The organism is Sphingopyxis sp. (assembly GCF_036675685.1).
In the GTDB taxonomy this organism is placed as follows: domain Bacteria; phylum Pseudomonadota; class Alphaproteobacteria; order Sphingomonadales; family Sphingomonadaceae; genus Sphingopyxis.
In genome coordinates, this window is record NZ_JAKFEM010000026.1 from 36409 (window position 1) to 52669 (window position 16261).

Below are 16261 nucleotides of genomic sequence, written 5' to 3' on the forward strand. Positions count from 1 at the left end.
TGTTTGCATGCTTATGTTTTGTCAGAGTTTATCATGTGGGTTCAGGCGACCGTCCAGATCGCCGCCGCCTCCGCCGCGGGCGCGAGGCGAAGCGCCTCGCCGGCGGCCGCCATCGCCCGGCCGGGATGGGCTCGCGAGAGGAAGCGCACGCGATCGTTCGCGCCGCCGTTGACGCGCTCGAAGACGTCGGCGTTCGCCAGGGCGGCGGGCGCGCCCTGCGGCACGATCGCTATCGACCCATCGGGGCGGGCGACGAGGCGGTGGCCGGGCATGAGGATCGGCGAGAGGCGGATGCCGCCGCTGGGGGCCGGCGCCACGCGGAACTGCGTCGCCGCCAGCGGCGCGGTCCCGACGAAGACGCGGCCGCCTTCGTGAGCGAGCCACGCTCCGGGACGTGCGAGCGGGGCGAAGCGATCGGGAAGCGGGCCGTTGCCGACCGGGACGCCGAAATCGGGCGCCCCCTCCGCGTCATAATAAAGGCGCTGGATGCGCGTGTGGCGGTCGGGATTGAACAGCGGGTCGCCCTCGATCGTTTCATAATCGCGGCCATGATAGACGAGAATGTCGCGGCCCTTCTCGTCGACCGTGAAGCTGTTGTGGCCGGGGCCGTACACCGACGTCTCGGGACAGGCCGTGAACACCGGGGCGGGCGATTTGGCCCAGGCGCGCGGGTCCATCAGGTCGGCGTCCTCGTTGATGGTCAGCAGGCCGAGGCAATAGCGCGCGTCGGTCGCGCTGGCGGAATAGGTCATGAACAACCGGCCGTTGCGATGGAGCACGGCGGGCGCTTCGTTGACCTTGAAACCGCGGATTTCCCAGTCGAGGGTGGGCACCGTTAGCCGCGCGGGCTTCGCCGCGAGCGTCAGCGGCGTCGCCAGCGGGGCGATGTAGAGGTTGGAATTGGTCTCGATCCCAGGTTCGCGCTGCGCCCAGGCGAAATAGCGTGTGCCGCGATGCGTAAAGACGGTCGAATCGAGATTGAAGCTGTCCCACGGCGTCTCGAACTGGCCGAGTACCGACCATTGGCCCGCCATCGGGTCGGGGCCGTCGCAGACGACGGCATAGGTGCGGATGCGGAATACATCCTCGCCGCCGCCGCTCGGCCCGGCTGCGAAATAGACGATCCAGCGGCCGTCGATCAGGTGGAGTTCGGGGGCCCAGATGAAGCCCGACATCGGGCCGCTGTCCTGATGCCGCCAGAGCACGACCTCCTCGGTCGTGGAAAGTCCGGCGAGGGTGCGCGAGCGGCGCAGGACCAGCCGGTCATATTCGGGCACCGAGCCGGTCATGTAATAATAGCCGTCGTCGTGCCGGAAAATCTGCGCGTCGGCGCGCTGGCGGACGAGCGGGTTGGCCGGGCCGGCGGCGGCGGGGGTGGTCGCGGCCTTTAGGGCCGACCGGCCGGCGGGAGCGCAGGCGATCGGCAGCAGGGCGGCCGTGGCGGCAAAGGCGCGGCGCGAAAGATAGTGGGTCATGACGGTCCTCTCCAATCATTGTGGGTTGCTGCCCGGTCCGCGCACGGCGCGGTGGCCGGGCGGGTCAATATTCGGCAACGGGCCAGCCGTCCGCGCCCCAGCGGATGGGCGCGAGGCGCAGTGTCGGCGCGCCGTTCGCCTGCTTGTCATAGGCGTGCCAGACGACATAGGTGGTGCCGTCGCGATCGGTGAAGGCGCCGGCATGGCCCGGCCCGCGAAAGCGCTGCTGCTCCTGAAGGTCGGCGCGCAGGAAGATCGTGCCGCCACCTTCCATCAGCTTGCTGCCGTCCTTGCCGAGGTAGGGACCGGTGATGTCTTTTGCGCGGCCGACGACGGTATAATAGGTGCTGTTCACCCCCTTGCAGCAATAATCATAGGACAGCAGGAGGTAATAGAAGCCGCCATGCGGGATGATGAAGGGCGCCTCGACCGGGGCGGGGCCGCCCGCGGGGGCAGGGCGGCGCGCGATCGAATAGTGCTTCGCGCCCGGCGCCGGCTTGCCGCTTTCGGGATCGAGCGCGAACAGCTTGATCCCGCTCCAGAAGCTTCCCAGCGCCAGCCAGTGCCGCCCCTGCCGGTCGATGACGAAATTCGGATCGATCGCGTTGAAATCGTTGGCGGCGGTCGACATGACCACGAGCCCGCGATCGGTCCAGCCATAATTCTTCGCCTTCGGATCGAGCGTCGGACTGGTCGCGAGCCCGATCGCCGAGCGGTTGGAGCCGAAGGTCGAGACCGAATAATAGAGCCGATATGCGCCGTCGACGAACGCGATGTCGGGCGCCCACAGGCCGGTCGCGCCGGGGACGGCCGCGGTCGCCCATGCTGGGATCGCGGGCAGCACCGGCCCGGCGTCGGTCCAGTGCCGCATATCCTTCGACGTCTTCGCCGCGATCCGGTCCCCGGTGGCGAAGACATGATAGGTGTCGCCCTCGCGGATGATCACCGGATCGTGCGTCGGGGCAAGGTCGCCCGAAAGCCGTGCGCCCATTGTGCTCGCGGGCGCGGCCTGTTCGGCCCGTCCCTCCGCCGCGACCGCGCCGAGCAAAGCAAGGCTGGCGATGGCGACACTCGCGTTGCACATCGCCTTTCGCATCCCATCCACCGTCCTGCTCATCGCAGCTCGAGCACCACCACTGACCGTGCGGGCAACGTCACGATCAGATCGCAGCCCTTGAGGCCGGCGCCGTCGAAGGCGACCGGCCTGACGGCGTCGGGCGCATCGAACGTGTTTCGCGCGTTGATCGCGGGCGCGGTCAACAGGCGGCCGGCGACCGCCGATGCTTTCACGCCATCGAGCCTGACGGTCACGCGGTTCGCTTTGTTCGGGTCGAGGTTGGACAGGGCGACATGGATCTTTCCGTCCTTGCCCCGCACCGCCGAGCCGCTGACCGCGGGCATCGCGAACGCGCCCTTGGCATAGCGCGGCGTGTCGATGGCGATCGGCAGTACAGTGGCGTCCTGCCACGGCTTGTACATTTCGAAGACATGATAGGTGGGGGTCAGCACCATCCGCTCGCCGTCGGTCAGGATCATCGCCTGCAGCACATTGACCATCTGCGCGATCGCGGACATTCGCACGCGGTCGGCATGTTTCGCGAAAATGTCGAGGTGGATCGAAGCGATCAGTGCGTCGCGCAGCGTGTTCTGCTGACGCAGAAAGCCGGGGTGCGTGCCGGGATCCTGCGCATACCAGGCGCCCCATTCGTCGACCGCGAGGAATATCCGTTTTTCTGGATCATATTTGTCCATGATCGCGCTGTGCCGCGTGATCAGCTCGTCCATCCGCCATGCCTGCTGGAGCGCGTCGGCCCAACCGCTCTCGTCGAAATTGACGGGATCGGCCTTGGGCGGCCAGCCGCCTTGAGGCAGCGTGTAATAATGCAGCGAAACGCCGTCGAGCTGGCCGGCCGCGACGCGCATCATCGTCTCGGTCCAATTATAGTCATCGACATTGGCGCCGGCGGCGATCTTCATGATCCTGGTCCCCGCCGGCGCCTTGATGAAGGTGGCGTAGCGGCGGGTCAGGTCGGCGGCATATTCGGGGCGCATGTTACCGCCACAACCCCAAAGTTCGTTCCCGACGCCGAACCAGGGCACCGCCCAAGGCTCCTTACGGCCGTTCTTCGCCCGCTCGTCGGCCAGGCTGCCGGCGGGCGCGGTCATATATTCGACCCATTCGGCCATTTCGCGGGGCGAGCCGTTGCCGACATTGCCCGCGACATAGGCCTCGGCGCCGACCTGGCGCACCAACTCGAAAAATTCGTGGGTGCCCACCGTGTTGGGTTCGGTCACGCCGCCCCAATGGGTGTTGATCTTGACCGGACGCGCGCCTTGTTCACCGATCCCGTCGCGCCAGTGATATTCGTCGGCGAAGCAGCCGCCCGGCCAGCGGATTACCGGCACCGACAGCTTGCGCAGCGCGCCGACGACGTCGTTGCGGAAGCCGTTGGTGTTCGGAATCTTGCTGGCCTTGCCGACCCACAGGCCACCATAGATGCCATTGCCCAGATGCTCGGCGAACTGGGTGAAGATTTCCTTCTTATAAACCGGCCCGGGGGCGCCGGCGCGGATCGTCGCCGCGGTCGGCTTATCCTGCGTGTCGGCATGGGCCGTTCCCGCCAGCGGCGCGGCGCAAAGCAGGAGGGCGGCGCTCGTGCGGCGTAAAGCCTTCAACATTCTCTTCTCCCTTTCCCAATCAGTCGTAAAAGGCTTCGACACTCTCGCGCCGCCCGCGCAGAAAGGCGTCGGCGACGAGGCGAAGCGGGTCGATATCGACGTCGCTGCGTCCCCCGCGAATGAGGTTGGCGAAGCGCGAATAGAGGCCGGGATATTCCAGGTCCTCATTATGTTCGGTGCCCGAGGGAAGCGAAAGCACCGCGCCTCCCTGCGACAGGCGGAGCGTGCCGGCGTCGGTTTCGACGATGATGTCCCAGCTCTGCGGCCCGGTCTGGCGCCAGTCGAGATCCATGTGGATCGGCGCCCCTGTCGTGTCGCAAAGAACGAGATCGGCGGCGATCGGCGCGGCCCGGTTGGCCGGAATGCTGAGGGTTGCGGCCTTCAGAAAGACCGCGCGCGGAAGGATGTGGGTCAGGATCGAAAGCGCGTTGATCCCCGGATCGAACACGCCAAGCCCGCCGGGCTCCCAGATCCAGGCTTGTCCCGGATGCCAGACGCGCACATCCTCGCGCCAAACGATCGACACCTTGGTGATGCGCCGTTCCGACAGCCATGCGCGCGCCGGAGCAACGCCGGCGGCGAAGCGCGAATGCCAGGCGGCGAACAGCGTTGCGCCGACCTTGTCGGCGCGCTCGCGCAGCGCGGCCACTTCCGACAGGGTGGCGCCGGGCGGCTTTTCCAGAAAGACGTGAATGCCCCGGCGGAGCGCCATCGCGGCAAGCCCGTAGCGGACCTGCGGCGGCGTGCAGAGCGCGACGGCGTCGATCGCGGGCCCCTTGTCGAGTAGTTCCTCGAGGCTTTCGAGATGCGCGATGCTATCGTCGGGGCCGCGGTCATCGGGGCTGACCGTCGCGGCGAGGCTGAAGGCCGGCGTGCCGGCGATTGCGGGCAGATGCTGGTCGCGGGCGATCTTGCCGACGCCGACTACGGCGATGCGGATCGGATCCATCGGTCAGAGCGTCCGGACGTTGACGGGCCGCGCGGGTGCGCGTCCGAGCGCATTGGCGACTGGCAGGGTGAAGGGCGCTGCCGAAATCTCGAACACATCGCCTTCGCGCGGCGTCACCCCGTCGCTAAAGGACAGCGTGGCGGTACCGAAGAAATGGACATGCACGTCGCCGGGCCGGCGGAACAGGTCATATTTGAAATGATGATGCTCCAGATTGGCGAAGCTGTGCGACATATGGCCTTCGCCAGACAGGAACGGCTTTTCCCAGACCGGACAGCCGTCGCGCAGGATCCGGCTCGTCCCCTCGATATGTTCGGGCGGCGCGCCGAGCAGAAGCTCGGGGCCGAGCGCGGCCTGGCGCAGCTTTGAATGGGCAAGCCACAGATAATTGTGCCGTTCGGTCACATGGTCGCTGAACTCGTTGGCGAGCGCGAGGCCGAGGCGCCACGGCGTGCCGTCCTCGCCGACGATATAGATGCCGGCCAGCTCGGGCTCTTCGCCGCCATCCTGTGCGAAGGACGGCATCTCCAGCGGATCGGTCGGGCCGACGAGCTGCGACCCGTCGCCCTTATAGAACCATTCGGGCTGCTGCCCGACGCTGCCGGCCGCAGGCTTGCCGCCCTCCAGCCCTTCGAGGAACATGCGCATCGAATCGGTCTGCTTCTCGCCCGATGCGGCCGCCTGGTGCATCTTGTCGCGGCCCTCGGCCGATCCGAGATGGGTGAGGCCGGTTCCGGTCATCAGCAGATGCGCCGGATCGGGATGGTCGATGGGCAGCAGCAGCTGGCCCGCCGCGAACGCCGCTGCGATGTCGACCGGATCGCCGCGCCCGCACGCCCGCGCGGCCTCTGCGAGGGTCGTGCCCGCCGCGATGGCGCGGAGCGCGAGTTCGCGGGCGCTGTTCGCGCCGGGCAGGAAATGGGCGTCGTCCCCTTCGGCGAGGATGACCGAGCGGGCGCCGTCGGGCGCGCGATGTTGAAGCAGGCGAACGCAGGTCATGTTTCTCTCCCTGCCGCGGCGCCGACTCTCAAGAACGCGCCGCGGGATATGCTGGTTTGTCAGTCGAGCGTCAGGTGCCCGTCGATCAGGCGGGGCGCACCGTCGCGGAAGGCGTCGTCGCGCAATTCGGGCGGCAGCACCGGCTGGGCGAGATTCTGGTAGCTGACCGGGCGCAGAAACCGGTCGATCGCGAGGCTGCCGACCGACGTGGTGCGCGGATCGGATGTCGCCGGAAAGGGGCCGCCGTGAACCATCGCGTGGCACACCTCGACCCCGGTCGGCCAGCCGTTGGCGAGGATGCGGCCGGCCTTGCGTTCGAGCAGCGGCAGCAGGCGCACGGCGAGTCCTTCGTCGGCCTCGTCCATGTGCAGCGTTGCGGTGAGCTGGCCTTCGAGCCCGGCGAGCACGCCAGCAAGCTCGGCCTCGTCGGCGCAGCGCACGACGAGCGACGAGGCGCCGAAGACTTCGTCCCCCAGTGCCCCATCGGCGAGGAAGGCCGCGGCGCTGGTCTGGAACAACATCGCGCCACCGTGCGTCCGGTCGCCCTCGGCGCCGCACGCAAGCGTCGCGACCGCCGGATGGCCGGCTAGGGCAGCGGCGCCGCGGGCATAGGCTTCGCGGATGCCGGTGGTGAGCATGGTCTGCGGGTTGGCCGCGGAAACCGCGACGGTGGCGGCGGCGACGAAAGCGTCGAGACCTTCGCCATCGATCGCGAGGACCAGCCCCGGATTAGTGCAGAATTGACCGGCGCCCATGGTGAGCGAAGCGACAAAGGCGGCGCCGAGCGCCGCCCCGCGCGCTTTGAGCGCGACGGGCAGAAGCAGCACCGGATTGATGCTCGACATTTCGGCATAGACCGGAATCGGCACCTCGCGCGCCTGCGCGAGCTTCACGAGCGCGAGGCCGCCCGCGCGTGAGCCGGTGAAGCCCACCGCCATCATGCGCGGATCCTGCACCAGCGCAGCACCGAGGTCGTTCGACGGGCCGCTGAGATGCCCGAACACGCCCGCGGGAAGGCCGGAGGCCGCCACTGCCCTGGAAATCGCGTCTGCGACGAGCGCGCCGGTTGCGGGGTGGGCCGGATGGCCCTTGACGACGACCGGACATCCGGCGGCGAGCGCCGAGGCGGTGTCGCCGCCCGCCGTCGAAAAGGCGAGCGGGAAGTTCGAGGCGCCGAACACCGCGACCGGGCCGACCGGAATCATCCGCAGCCTGAGGTGGGGGCGCGGCAGCGGCTGGCGGTCGGGAAGCGCGGGGTCGATGCGGATCTGGCGCCAATATCCCTTGCGCACGACGTCGGCGAAGAGGCGGAGCTGGCCGATAGTGCGGCCGCGCTCGCCCTCGAGGCGCGCCCGCGGCAGGCCGCTTTCGGACATGGCGGTCTCGATCAGCGAATCGCCGATCGCGAGAATCTCGTCGGCGATGCGGTCGAGGAAGGCCGCGCGCGTGTCGCCGTCGGTCGCGCGATAGATGTCGAACGCCGCCTCCGCTGCGGCGCAGGCGGCGGCGACGTCGGCGGGGCCGTGGACGGGAAGCGGCTGGCCTTGCGGCTCGCCGGTCTCGGCCGCCACGGAACGAAAATCTGGCATTGGGTCCTCCTTATTACTCCGACATATTATGAGCGGACGAGAAAGGCAATCTTTGTCGTTCCTTCGCGAGGCGAGGGCTGTTAGGCTCGGCTCAGGAGGTGCATCGACCGGATATGAAAAACAGGATCGTGAAAGAGGCGGATATCGCCAAGGCTCCCGAAGACGCGCGAGGCCCCGGTCGGCGGCTCCATGGTGCGATTGCCCATCGGCTGGGGACTGATATCTTGTCCGGCAAATATGCGCCGGGTGATATCCTGTCGGGAGAGATTGCCTTTTCCGAGGAACTGCAGGTTTCGCGCAGCGCCTATCGCGAGGCGATCCAGGTTCTGACCGCCAAGGGGCTCGTCGCAAGCCGCCCCAAGGCGGGAACGCGCGTGTTGCCGCGCGACCGCTGGAACCTGCTCGATCCCGAAGTGTTGGGCTGGGCCTTCGCCGGCGAGCCCGACATCGAATTCGTCCGCAACCTGTTCGAGCTGCGTGCGATCGTCGAGCCGGCGGCCGCGCGCCGGGCCGCGGCGCGCCGCGACAAGGCCGATCTGAAGGCGATGAAGGACGCGCTCGTGGCGATGCGACGCCATACGCTGACGACCGAGGCGGGGCGCGCCGCCGACCGCGATTTTCACAATGCGATCCTTCACGCGACACGCAACGACGCGCTCATGGTGCTGAGCGCCAGCATCGGGGCGGCGGTCAACTGGACCACGCAGTTCAAGCAGCGCACCCGCGCGCTGCCGCGCAACCCGATCCCCGACCACGCCCGCGTTTATGACGCCATCGCCGCGGGCGACGGCGATGCGGCCGCGCAGGCGATGAACCAGCTCGTCGAACTGGCGCTCGAGGACACGCGCAGCGCGATGGACGCCTGAGCGTCCGGCGATTGGGGCGTCCTCTCGGTACGGGAGGGCGCCCGACCGGTCAGGCGGGTGCGCGCGAGGGATTCGCCTCCGGCACCGGCTCGGGTAGCGCCCGCGTCGCCTTGCTGCCCCACAGGGCATAGAAAAGAATATAAAGCTCGCAGGCTGCGGTCAGCAGGAAGGAGGTCTGGAGTCCATAGGTATCGGCGATCCAGCCCTGAACGATCACCAGCGCTCCGCCGGCGATCGCCATCACGAGTAGACCCGACCCCTCCTCGGTCAACGGCCCGAGGCCTTTAATTCCGAGAGTGAATATCGTCGGGAACATGATCGAGTGGAACAGGCCGACGAGAATCAGTGACCACATCGCGATCGGGCCGTGCGCGAAGACGGTGACGATCATCACGACAAAGGCGCCGACCGAAAAGACCGCCAACACCTTCGCGGCGTCGAAGCGCTGCATGAGCGCCGCGCCAGCGAAGCGCCCGACCATCATGCCGCCCCACAAAAAGGTGAGGTAACGGCCCGCCTGCTCGTGGGTCAGGTTGGCGATGTCGGGTTGGCTGACGAAATTCACGAAGAGGTTCGCAACGCCGATTTCCGCGATCAGATAGATGAAAATTGCCGGGATGCCGAAGACGAGATTGCGGTGGCTCCATAGCGACAGATGCTTGCGCTCCTCCTTTGCGGCGCGCGAATTCGCCGAGCCCATGGCGGGAAGCGGGAAGCGGGCGATGATGACGGCGAGGATGACGAGCACCACCGCGACCAGGCCATAGGGGAGGATTACCGATTGGGCGTCGGCGATGCGTTCGGCCTCGGTCAGCACCGTTCCAACCTCGGCGGTGCCGCCCTTGGAGCGCCCGAGTATCAGATAGGCACCGAACAGCGGCGCGAGCATCGTTCCCGCCGAATTGAGCGCTTGGACCAGGTTGAGGCGCGACGATGCGGTTTCGGGCTTGCCCACCACCGCGACATAGGGGTTCGCGGCGACCTGAAGCAGGGTGATGCCGCTGGCGATGATGAAGAGCATCGCCAGTGTGACGCCATAGGACGGGATTGCCGCTGCGAGCATCATTCCGAGCGCGCCGGCGGCCATGACGAGCAGGCCGATGACCAACGATTTCTTGTAGCCGATCCGCTCGATCAGTTTCGCCGACGGAATCGACGCGACGAAATAGGCGATGAACCATACCGATTCGATCAGCGTCGTCTGGGTGTAGTTCAGATCGAACACGCTGCGCAGATGCGGCAGTAGCGTATTGTTGATGACTGTGATGAAGCCCCACATGAAAAAGAGGCTGGCGAGCAGCGCCAGCGCCGGGCCGTACCGGACGCCTCCGCCGTGCGGACCGTCGGCCGGCGAGCCGGGTGAAGGAACCATTGCGGGCATGTCAGTCCTCTCTAGATGTGGCGCGGGCTGCGTCGATGAACCCGCTTGCGCTTTTTCTATTTGTCGGAGTATATGCGCGAAGCTGTCGCGTCAATGGGGCGCATCATCCAGTCTGTCGGGAGCATCGGGAATGAGGATTCGGGAAAAGGCATTCGCCGCGGCGGCGCTCGCGATAGTTCCTGTACTCGCTTTCGGTGCGCAGGCCGCCGAAGCGACGCGCGCGCCCGCGGGCACGCTTGCCAACGGAACCGCGGTGGAGGCGATCACGCTGAAGGCGGACAATGGCATGTCCGCAGTGATCCTGAGCTATGGCGCCACATTGCAAAAGCTGCTCGCGCCGGATCGCGACGGTCGCGTCGCCGATGTCCTTCTCGGTTATGACGGATTGTCGGACTATGTCGATCATCCCAATTATTTCGGGGTCACGGTGGGCCGCTATGCCAATCGAATCGGCGGCGGCAAATTCTCGCTCGACGGCAAATCCTATCAACTGCCGCAGAATGACGGCGACAATAGTCTCCATGGCGGCGGGGAGGGCTTCGACAAGGCGGCATGGACCGTCGTTTCGGCGAAGTCGGGGCCGAAAGCGGAGGTCATTCTGGGGCATACCAGCCGCGACGGGGATGCGGGTTACCCGGGGACGCTTTCGGCGACTGTCACCTATTCGCTCGACGAGGCGGGCAATCTCGGCATCGCCTTCGAGGCGCGGACCGACAAGCCGACGATCGTGAACATGACCAACCATGCGATCTTCAACCTGGCGGGCGAGGGCGCGCCGCAGGGCGCGATGGATCACCTCCTCACGATTCCCGCGGGCCATTATACCCCTGTCGACGGGAAGCTGATCCCGACCGGCGAGCGGCGCCCGGTCGCGGGCACGGTTTTCGATTTCCGTGCGCCGCGGCGGATCGCCGACGGCCTGCGCGACGGCACCGACCAGCAGATTGTCTCCGGTCGGGGATATGACCATAATTTCGCGCTCGACGCGGGCCTGACCGCCAAACCGAAGCTGGCCGCCCGCCTTGCGGATCCGGCCTCCGGCCGCGTGCTGGAGGTGTTTTCGACTGAACCCGGCATCCAGTTCTACTCGGGCAATTTCCTCGACGGCACGCTCGTCGGGAAGGCGGGGCATCTCTATCGCATGGGCGATGGGATCGCGCTCGAGCCGCAGAAGTTCCCCGACGCGCCGAACCATCCCGATTTCGTGCCGGCGCGCGTCGATCCGGCCAAGCCGTACCGGCATGTCATGATCTATCGCCTGTCCACCGCGCGCTGATCAACATCATCATGAACGGAAAGACTATGCCCAAGCTGCGCAGCCGCGCCTGGTTCGACAATCCCGACAATATCGACATGACGTCTCTCTATCTCGAGCGTTACCTCAATTTCGGCCTCAGCCTCGAGGAATTGCGGTCGGGCAAGCCGATCATCGGCATCGCGCAGACGGGCAGCGACCTGTCCCCGTGCAATCGCCATCATCTCGTCCTTGCCGAGCGCATTCGCGAGGGCATTCGCGAAGCGGGCGGAATCGCCCTCGAATTTCCCGTCCATCCGATCCAGGAAACGGGCAAGCGTCCGACCGCGGGGCTCGACCGCAACCTCGCTTATCTCGGCCTCGTCGAGGCGCTCTATGGCTATCCGCTCGATGGCGTGGTGCTGACGACCGGGTGCGACAAGACCACTCCGGCGTGCCTGATGGCGGCGGCAACGGTGAACATCCCCGCGATCGCGCTGTCGGTCGGGCCGATGCTCAACGGCTGGCACAAGGGCGAACGCACCGGTTCGGGTACGATCGTGTGGAAGGCCCGGCAGATGCTGGCCGCGGGCGAGATCGGCGAAGAGGATTTCATCCGGCTGGTCGCCTCGTCTGCGCCCTCGACCGGCTATTGCAACACGATGGGCACCGCGACGACGATGAACAGCCTGGCCGAAGCGCTCGGCATGATGCTTCCCGGCTCGGCCGCGATTCCCGCGCCCTATCGCGACCGTCAGGAATGCGCTTGGCGCACCGGCAAGCGAATCGTCGAGATGGTCCATGAGGATCTCAAGCCCTCCGATATTTTGACGCTCGACGCCTTCCACAATGCCATCGCCGTCAATTCGGCAATCGGCGGATCGACCAACGCGCCGATCCATCTCGTGGCGATCGCGCGGCATATCGGCGTCGACCTGCCGCTCAAGGATTGGGAGACGATCGGGCATGACGTGCCGCTGCTCGTCAACCTCCAGCCGGCGGGCGAATATCTGGGCGAGGATTATTATCGCGCCGGCGGCGTCCCCGCGGTCGTCGCGCAGCTTATCGAACAAGGGCTGATCCGGGATGCTGCGATGACCGTCAACGGCCGCACCATCGGCGAGAATTGCCGGGACGCCGCGATCGAGGACGAACGGGTGATCCGGCCCTTTGCGCAGCCGATCATGGACGAAGCCGGGTTCCTCGTGCTGTCGGGCAATCTGTTCGACGCTGCGATCATGAAGACCAGCGTGATTTCGGACGAGTTCCGTGACCGTTATCTTGCGAACCCGGATGATCCGGAGGCGTTCGAGGGGCCCGCGGTCGTATTCGACGGGCCCGAGGATTATCATCGGCGCATCGACGACCCCTCGCTCGGCATCACCGACAGGACCCTGTTGTTCATGCGCGGCGCCGGGCCGATCGGCTATCCAGGTGCCGCCGAGGTCGTGAACATGCGTCCGCCCGCCTATCTGATCACCGAAGGCGTTTCGGCGCTGCCGTGCATCGGAGACGGCCGCCAGTCCGGCACCAGCGGCAGTCCTTCGATCCTCAACGCGAGTCCCGAGGCGGCGGCGATGGGCGGACTCGCTCTGATCGAAACAGGCGACAGGGTGCGTGTCGACCTGCGCCGGCGAACCGTCGATCTGCTCGTTTCCGATGAAGAGCTCGCGGCGCGGCGCGCGGCGCTGGAGGCCCGCGGCGGCTATGCCTATCCGGTCTCGCAGACCCCGTGGCAGGAGATGCAGCGCAGCGTCGTCGGGCAGATGAGCAGCGGCGCGATTCTCGAAGGCGCGGAAAAATACCAGCGCATCGCCCAGACCATGGGCCTGCCGCGCGACAATCACTGACGCCGAAGGGGGCGAGGAAACGATGGTCCACTGGCGGTTGATCGACCGCGGCATCCGCGACACCCTTGGCGAAGGCGCGTTGTGGAGCGCGCGCGACAATGCGGTCTATTGGGTCGATATTCTCGCGCCGGCGCTCAACCGGCTTTCGCTCGCCGACGGCGCGATTGAGCGCTGGGATATGCCCGAACCGCTCGGCTGGGTCGTGCAGGACCGTACCGGCGGGCTGATCGGCGGATTCCAGAGCGGCTTTGCCCGGATTTCGCTCGATACGCTTGCGGTTCAGCCCATCGCCGACCCCGAACCGCGTTTGCCCGGAAACCGCATGAACGACGGCAAGGCCGACCGTCACGGCGCGATCTGGTGCGGCACGATGGACATGGCCGAACGCGACGCGTGCGGTTCGCTCTACCGCCTGGCGCCGGACGGGGGCTGGCAGGTCATGGACAGCGGCTATCTGGTCCCCAACGGACCCGCATTTTCTCCGTGCGGCCGCTGGCTCTATCATTCCGATACCGCGCGCCGGACGATCTATCGCTTCGCGCTTTCCGAAGTCGGCATCAGCGACAAGCAGCCATTCATCCTTTTCACGCAAGAGGATGGCTATCCCGACGGCATGGCGACCGACAGCGAAGGCCATCTGTGGGTCGCCCACTGGGACGGGGGGCGTATCAGTCGCTTTTCGCCCGATGGCCGGCTAGATGGTGCGATATCCCTGCCGGCTCTGCGCGTTACAAGCATCTGTTTTGCAGGAGAAGGGCTCGACCGGATGTTCGTGACTTCAGCCAAGACCGGCCTGCCGCCGTCGGTTTATGACGGCGCGCTGTTCGAGGTGGAAGCCGGAGTTTCGGGAATTTCGCCAGGAATTTTTGGCGGCTGACATGAAGTCATCCTGAACAGCCTTTGCATCGCACACTGATTTCTTCCACCGCTCGGGGACGAATGTCCGCTGTCATCACTCTGCGCCGCGAAGCTGCCAGACCGCTTTCGGCCAGCACCGGCCAAGTACCGATGGCTTATCGTGGTACGGCAACGCAGCTCTCTCTATTGCAACTGATTTGCATTCACCTTATCGGCGCTCACGAAGGGGCGTTGAGAATGATTCGCAAATTTGTGCTTGGATTGTCGGTCGCGGCTTCGGCCATACTTCCAGCTATGGCAGCGGCGGCGGAAGAGGCGGCCGAGGATGCCGCGGTCGACGAGATTGTCGTTACCGGCCGAGCGTCGCAGCTCTACCGCGTCGAGGAAACGGCGAGCGGCAAGATGCCGACCGAACCGCTGGCATCATCGCAGTCGATCACCGTCATCACCGAGCAACTGATCGAAGATCAGGGCGCGCGCGACGCGCAGGACCTGTACCGCAATATCTCGGGGGTGAGCTTCTTTTCCTATGCCGGGGTCACCGCGCGCGGTTTCCGCCAGCAGGAGAATTTCTACGACGGGCTGCGCGGCGACCCCTATATCGGCTTTGCCGTCCCGCAGCTTTTCAATATTGAGCGCGTCGAGTTCCTCAAAGGACCCGCCGGCATGCTCTATGGCCAGAGCGCGCCAGGCGGGCTGTTCAACTATGTGACCAAGAAGCCGTCGCAGACTTTTGCCGGATCGGTCAAATTCGTCGGCGGCACCGAGAATCGCTATGGCGGGCAGGCCGAGGTCACCGGGCCGGTGAACGACGTCATTTCGCTCCGCGGCGGCGCCTTTTTCGAGGATCGCGACCTGCCGCGCAAATTTGCCGGCAACAAGTCGCTGCTGCTCGACGGCGGCGTGACCGTCGACCTCGGTATCGCGAAACTGACCGGACAGGTGTGGCGGATCGAGCAGGACCTCGCGGCGAACCGGCTGCGCGGCATCGCGGTCGATGCCGACGGCCATTTCCTCGCCGACCGGCGCTGGAATCATAATGAGCCGAGCGATTTCCTGAAGCTGCGCTCGACCGCCTTTCAGGGGAAGCTCGAGCTCGACCCCACCGACAATCTGCATATCGACCTGACGGGGCGGCGGATCGACGCGACCGAGACGCAGAAATATCACGAGCCAATCAATCTGCTCGATCGCAACGGCGATGGCCGGTTCGACGCGGTCGCGCGCCAGTATCGCGACCAGCTTCGCGACAGCCGCATCTGGTCGTTCGGCGGCAACGCCATCTGGTCTGCGCAGCTTTCGGCCAATGTGTCGAACCGCGTACTCGCGGGCTTCGATTACAGCAGCGACAACGGGATTTCGACGGCATCGCAGCTGACTGGCCGCGCCACGGCGGCCGCGGGCCTGCCGTGCCCGCTTGATTTTGCGAACCCGGTCTATCGCTCCTGCGATCCGACAAAATATAATATGCCGGCCGCGACGACGACATTGAGCAAGACCAAGCGCCACGGTTTTTATGTGCTCAACGAATTGACCGTCGGCCGGTTGATCGCGGTGGCGGGCATCCGCACCGACAGGTTCGAGGACATTGCGGTCGCGGCAAATGGCACGCGGACGGGTTTCAAGGGCAGCGATGAGACTTATCGCCTCGGCCTCGTCTGGCGCGTGCGCGACGACATATCGCTGTTCACCCAATATGCGACCAGTTTCGAGCCACAGGGCATTTCGTCGCAGGACCCGCGCGCCGGCGGGCCCTTTGCGCCAACGACGGGCGACATGATCGAGGGGGGGATCAAAACCGCGTTGCTCGGCGGGCGTGTCCAGAGCAGCCTGTCGATCTATCAGATCACACGCCAGAACCTGCTCCAGTCCGACCCGCGCGGCGACCCCGAAGGCGACGGGTTCAACAATTTCATCGCATTCGGCGAAGTGACGTCGAAGGGGTTCGACCTCGACGTCGCGGCCGACCTCACCGACAATTGGGTGCTGACGGTGACCTATGCCTTCAACGACACCAAGATCACCAAGGACAACGGCCGCACCCCGCCGACCAATTCGGTGCAGAACGGTCGTTTTGCCAATGCCCCGAAGGCCAAGCTGGGGTTCTGGACGCGCTATCAGATCCCGAGCACTGGGCTCGCCTTTGCCTTCGGCGGCGATTATGTCGCGAAGCGGATCAGCCTGTCGAACCAGTCGATCAATCCCTATTTCGTCTTCGACGGATCGGTGAACTGGACCCGCGGGCCGTGGGACGTGCGGCTGCGCGTCGACAATATCTTCGACAAAACCTATGCCGCGTCGGGCTTTAACGACCGCGGCGGGCATTTCCCGGGCGAGCCGCGCTCGGCCTTTGTCGAAGTGGGGTATAAGTTTTAGGGGAA

At 65.9% G+C, this 16261-nt stretch carries 12 protein-coding genes; 5 read left to right on the forward strand and 7 right to left on the reverse strand.

Annotation, left to right across the window (positions count from 1 at the left end):
* Window positions 1–41: 41 nt before the first annotated feature.
* The 6 genes from V6M50_RS12005 to V6M50_RS12030 all read right to left on the reverse strand — a co-directional run bounded on the left by V6M50_RS12005 (window position 42) and on the right by V6M50_RS12030 (window position 7691).
* Entirely contained in the window at window positions 42–1475 is a 1434-nt protein-coding gene (locus tag V6M50_RS12005) for a glycoside hydrolase family 43 protein (RefSeq protein ID WP_332818799.1), read from the reverse strand.
* A gap of 64 nt (window positions 1476–1539) precedes the next feature.
* On the reverse strand, window positions 1540–2592 hold the full coding sequence (locus V6M50_RS12010; RefSeq protein WP_332818800.1) for an arabinan endo-1,5-alpha-L-arabinosidase: 1053 nt from the start codon (window positions 2590–2592) through the stop codon (window positions 1540–1542).
* On the reverse strand, window positions 2589–4154 hold the full coding sequence (locus V6M50_RS12015) for an alpha-N-arabinofuranosidase (protein WP_332818801.1): 1566 nt from the start codon (window positions 4152–4154) through the stop codon (window positions 2589–2591). Before V6M50_RS12015 ends, V6M50_RS12010 begins: the two co-directional genes overlap by 4 nt.
* A gap of 19 nt (window positions 4155–4173) precedes the next feature.
* On the reverse strand, window positions 4174–5103 hold the full coding sequence (locus tag V6M50_RS12020) for a Gfo/Idh/MocA family protein (protein ID WP_332818802.1): 930 nt from the start codon (window positions 5101–5103) through the stop codon (window positions 4174–4176).
* A gap of 3 nt (window positions 5104–5106) precedes the next feature.
* Window positions 5107–6102: an AraD1 family protein gene (gene araD1 / locus V6M50_RS12025; protein ID WP_332818803.1), complete on the reverse strand. Its 996-nt coding sequence runs from the start codon at window positions 6100–6102 to the stop codon at window positions 5107–5109.
* A 59-nt stretch (window positions 6103–6161) separates the two neighbouring features.
* On the reverse strand, window positions 6162–7691 hold the full coding sequence (locus V6M50_RS12030; protein WP_332818804.1) for an aldehyde dehydrogenase (NADP(+)): 1530 nt from the start codon (window positions 7689–7691) through the stop codon (window positions 6162–6164).
* Window positions 7692–7804: 113 nt separating this feature from the next.
* On the opposite strand from V6M50_RS12030, the gene V6M50_RS12035 reads away from it, so the two are divergent.
* Window positions 7805–8557 carry a FadR/GntR family transcriptional regulator gene (locus V6M50_RS12035; protein WP_332818805.1) on the forward strand — a complete coding sequence of 251 codons (753 nt, stop codon included), beginning with the start codon at window positions 7805–7807 and terminating at the stop codon, window positions 8555–8557.
* A 49-nt stretch (window positions 8558–8606) separates the two neighbouring features.
* Here V6M50_RS12035 and V6M50_RS12040 read toward each other — a convergent pair whose 3' ends face one another.
* Window positions 8607–9938 carry a sugar MFS transporter gene (locus tag V6M50_RS12040; RefSeq protein ID WP_332818806.1) on the reverse strand — a complete coding sequence of 444 codons (1332 nt, stop codon included), beginning with the start codon at window positions 9936–9938 and terminating at the stop codon, window positions 8607–8609.
* 130 nt (window positions 9939–10068) lie between these two features.
* Here V6M50_RS12040 and V6M50_RS12045 point away from each other — a divergent pair, with 130 nt between their 5' ends.
* The 4 genes from V6M50_RS12045 to V6M50_RS12060 all read left to right on the forward strand — a co-directional run bounded on the left by V6M50_RS12045 (window position 10069) and on the right by V6M50_RS12060 (window position 16256).
* A complete protein-coding gene (locus tag V6M50_RS12045; RefSeq protein WP_332818807.1) occupies window positions 10069–11214 on the forward strand; it encodes an aldose epimerase family protein in 1146 nt (381 codons plus the stop codon).
* A gap of 11 nt (window positions 11215–11225) precedes the next feature.
* A complete protein-coding gene (locus V6M50_RS12050; RefSeq protein ID WP_332818808.1) occupies window positions 11226–13022 on the forward strand; it encodes an IlvD/Edd family dehydratase in 1797 nt (598 codons plus the stop codon).
* A gap of 22 nt (window positions 13023–13044) precedes the next feature.
* Window positions 13045–13899, forward strand: coding sequence for an SMP-30/gluconolactonase/LRE family protein (locus tag V6M50_RS12055; protein WP_332818809.1), 855 nt, complete (start codon window positions 13045–13047; stop codon window positions 13897–13899).
* Window positions 13900–14117: 218 nt separating this feature from the next.
* Window positions 14118–16256: a TonB-dependent siderophore receptor gene (locus tag V6M50_RS12060; RefSeq protein WP_332818810.1), complete on the forward strand. Its 2139-nt coding sequence runs from the start codon at window positions 14118–14120 to the stop codon at window positions 16254–16256.
* Window positions 16257–16261: the final 5 nt, after the last annotated feature.

Excerpts from the sequence above, each read along its gene's own strand:
- V6M50_RS12005 (WP_332818799.1), bottom strand. The coding sequence starts at position 1,475 with ATGACCCACTATCTTTCGCGCCGCGCCTTTGCCGCCACGGCCGCCCTG.
- V6M50_RS12010 (WP_332818800.1), bottom strand. The coding sequence starts at position 2,592 with ATGAGCAGGACGGTGGATGGGATGCGAAAGGCGATGTGCAACGCGAGT.
- V6M50_RS12015 (WP_332818801.1), bottom strand. The coding sequence starts at position 4,154 with ATGTTGAAGGCTTTACGCCGCACGAGCGCCGCCCTCCTGCTTTGCGCC.
- V6M50_RS12020 (WP_332818802.1), bottom strand. The coding sequence starts at position 5,103 with ATGGATCCGATCCGCATCGCCGTAGTCGGCGTCGGCAAGATCGCCCGC.
- araD1 (WP_332818803.1), bottom strand. The coding sequence starts at position 6,102 with ATGACCTGCGTTCGCCTGCTTCAACATCGCGCGCCCGACGGCGCCCGC.
- V6M50_RS12030 (WP_332818804.1), bottom strand. The coding sequence starts at position 7,691 with ATGCCAGATTTTCGTTCCGTGGCGGCCGAGACCGGCGAGCCGCAAGGC.
- V6M50_RS12035 (WP_332818805.1), top strand. The coding sequence starts at position 7,805 with ATGAAAAACAGGATCGTGAAAGAGGCGGATATCGCCAAGGCTCCCGAA.
- V6M50_RS12040 (WP_332818806.1), bottom strand. The coding sequence starts at position 9,938 with ATGCCCGCAATGGTTCCTTCACCCGGCTCGCCGGCCGACGGTCCGCAC.
- V6M50_RS12045 (WP_332818807.1), top strand. The coding sequence starts at position 10,069 with ATGAGGATTCGGGAAAAGGCATTCGCCGCGGCGGCGCTCGCGATAGTT.
- V6M50_RS12050 (WP_332818808.1), top strand. The coding sequence starts at position 11,226 with ATGAACGGAAAGACTATGCCCAAGCTGCGCAGCCGCGCCTGGTTCGAC.
- V6M50_RS12055 (WP_332818809.1), top strand. The coding sequence starts at position 13,045 with ATGGTCCACTGGCGGTTGATCGACCGCGGCATCCGCGACACCCTTGGC.
- V6M50_RS12060 (WP_332818810.1), top strand. The coding sequence starts at position 14,118 with ATGATTCGCAAATTTGTGCTTGGATTGTCGGTCGCGGCTTCGGCCATA.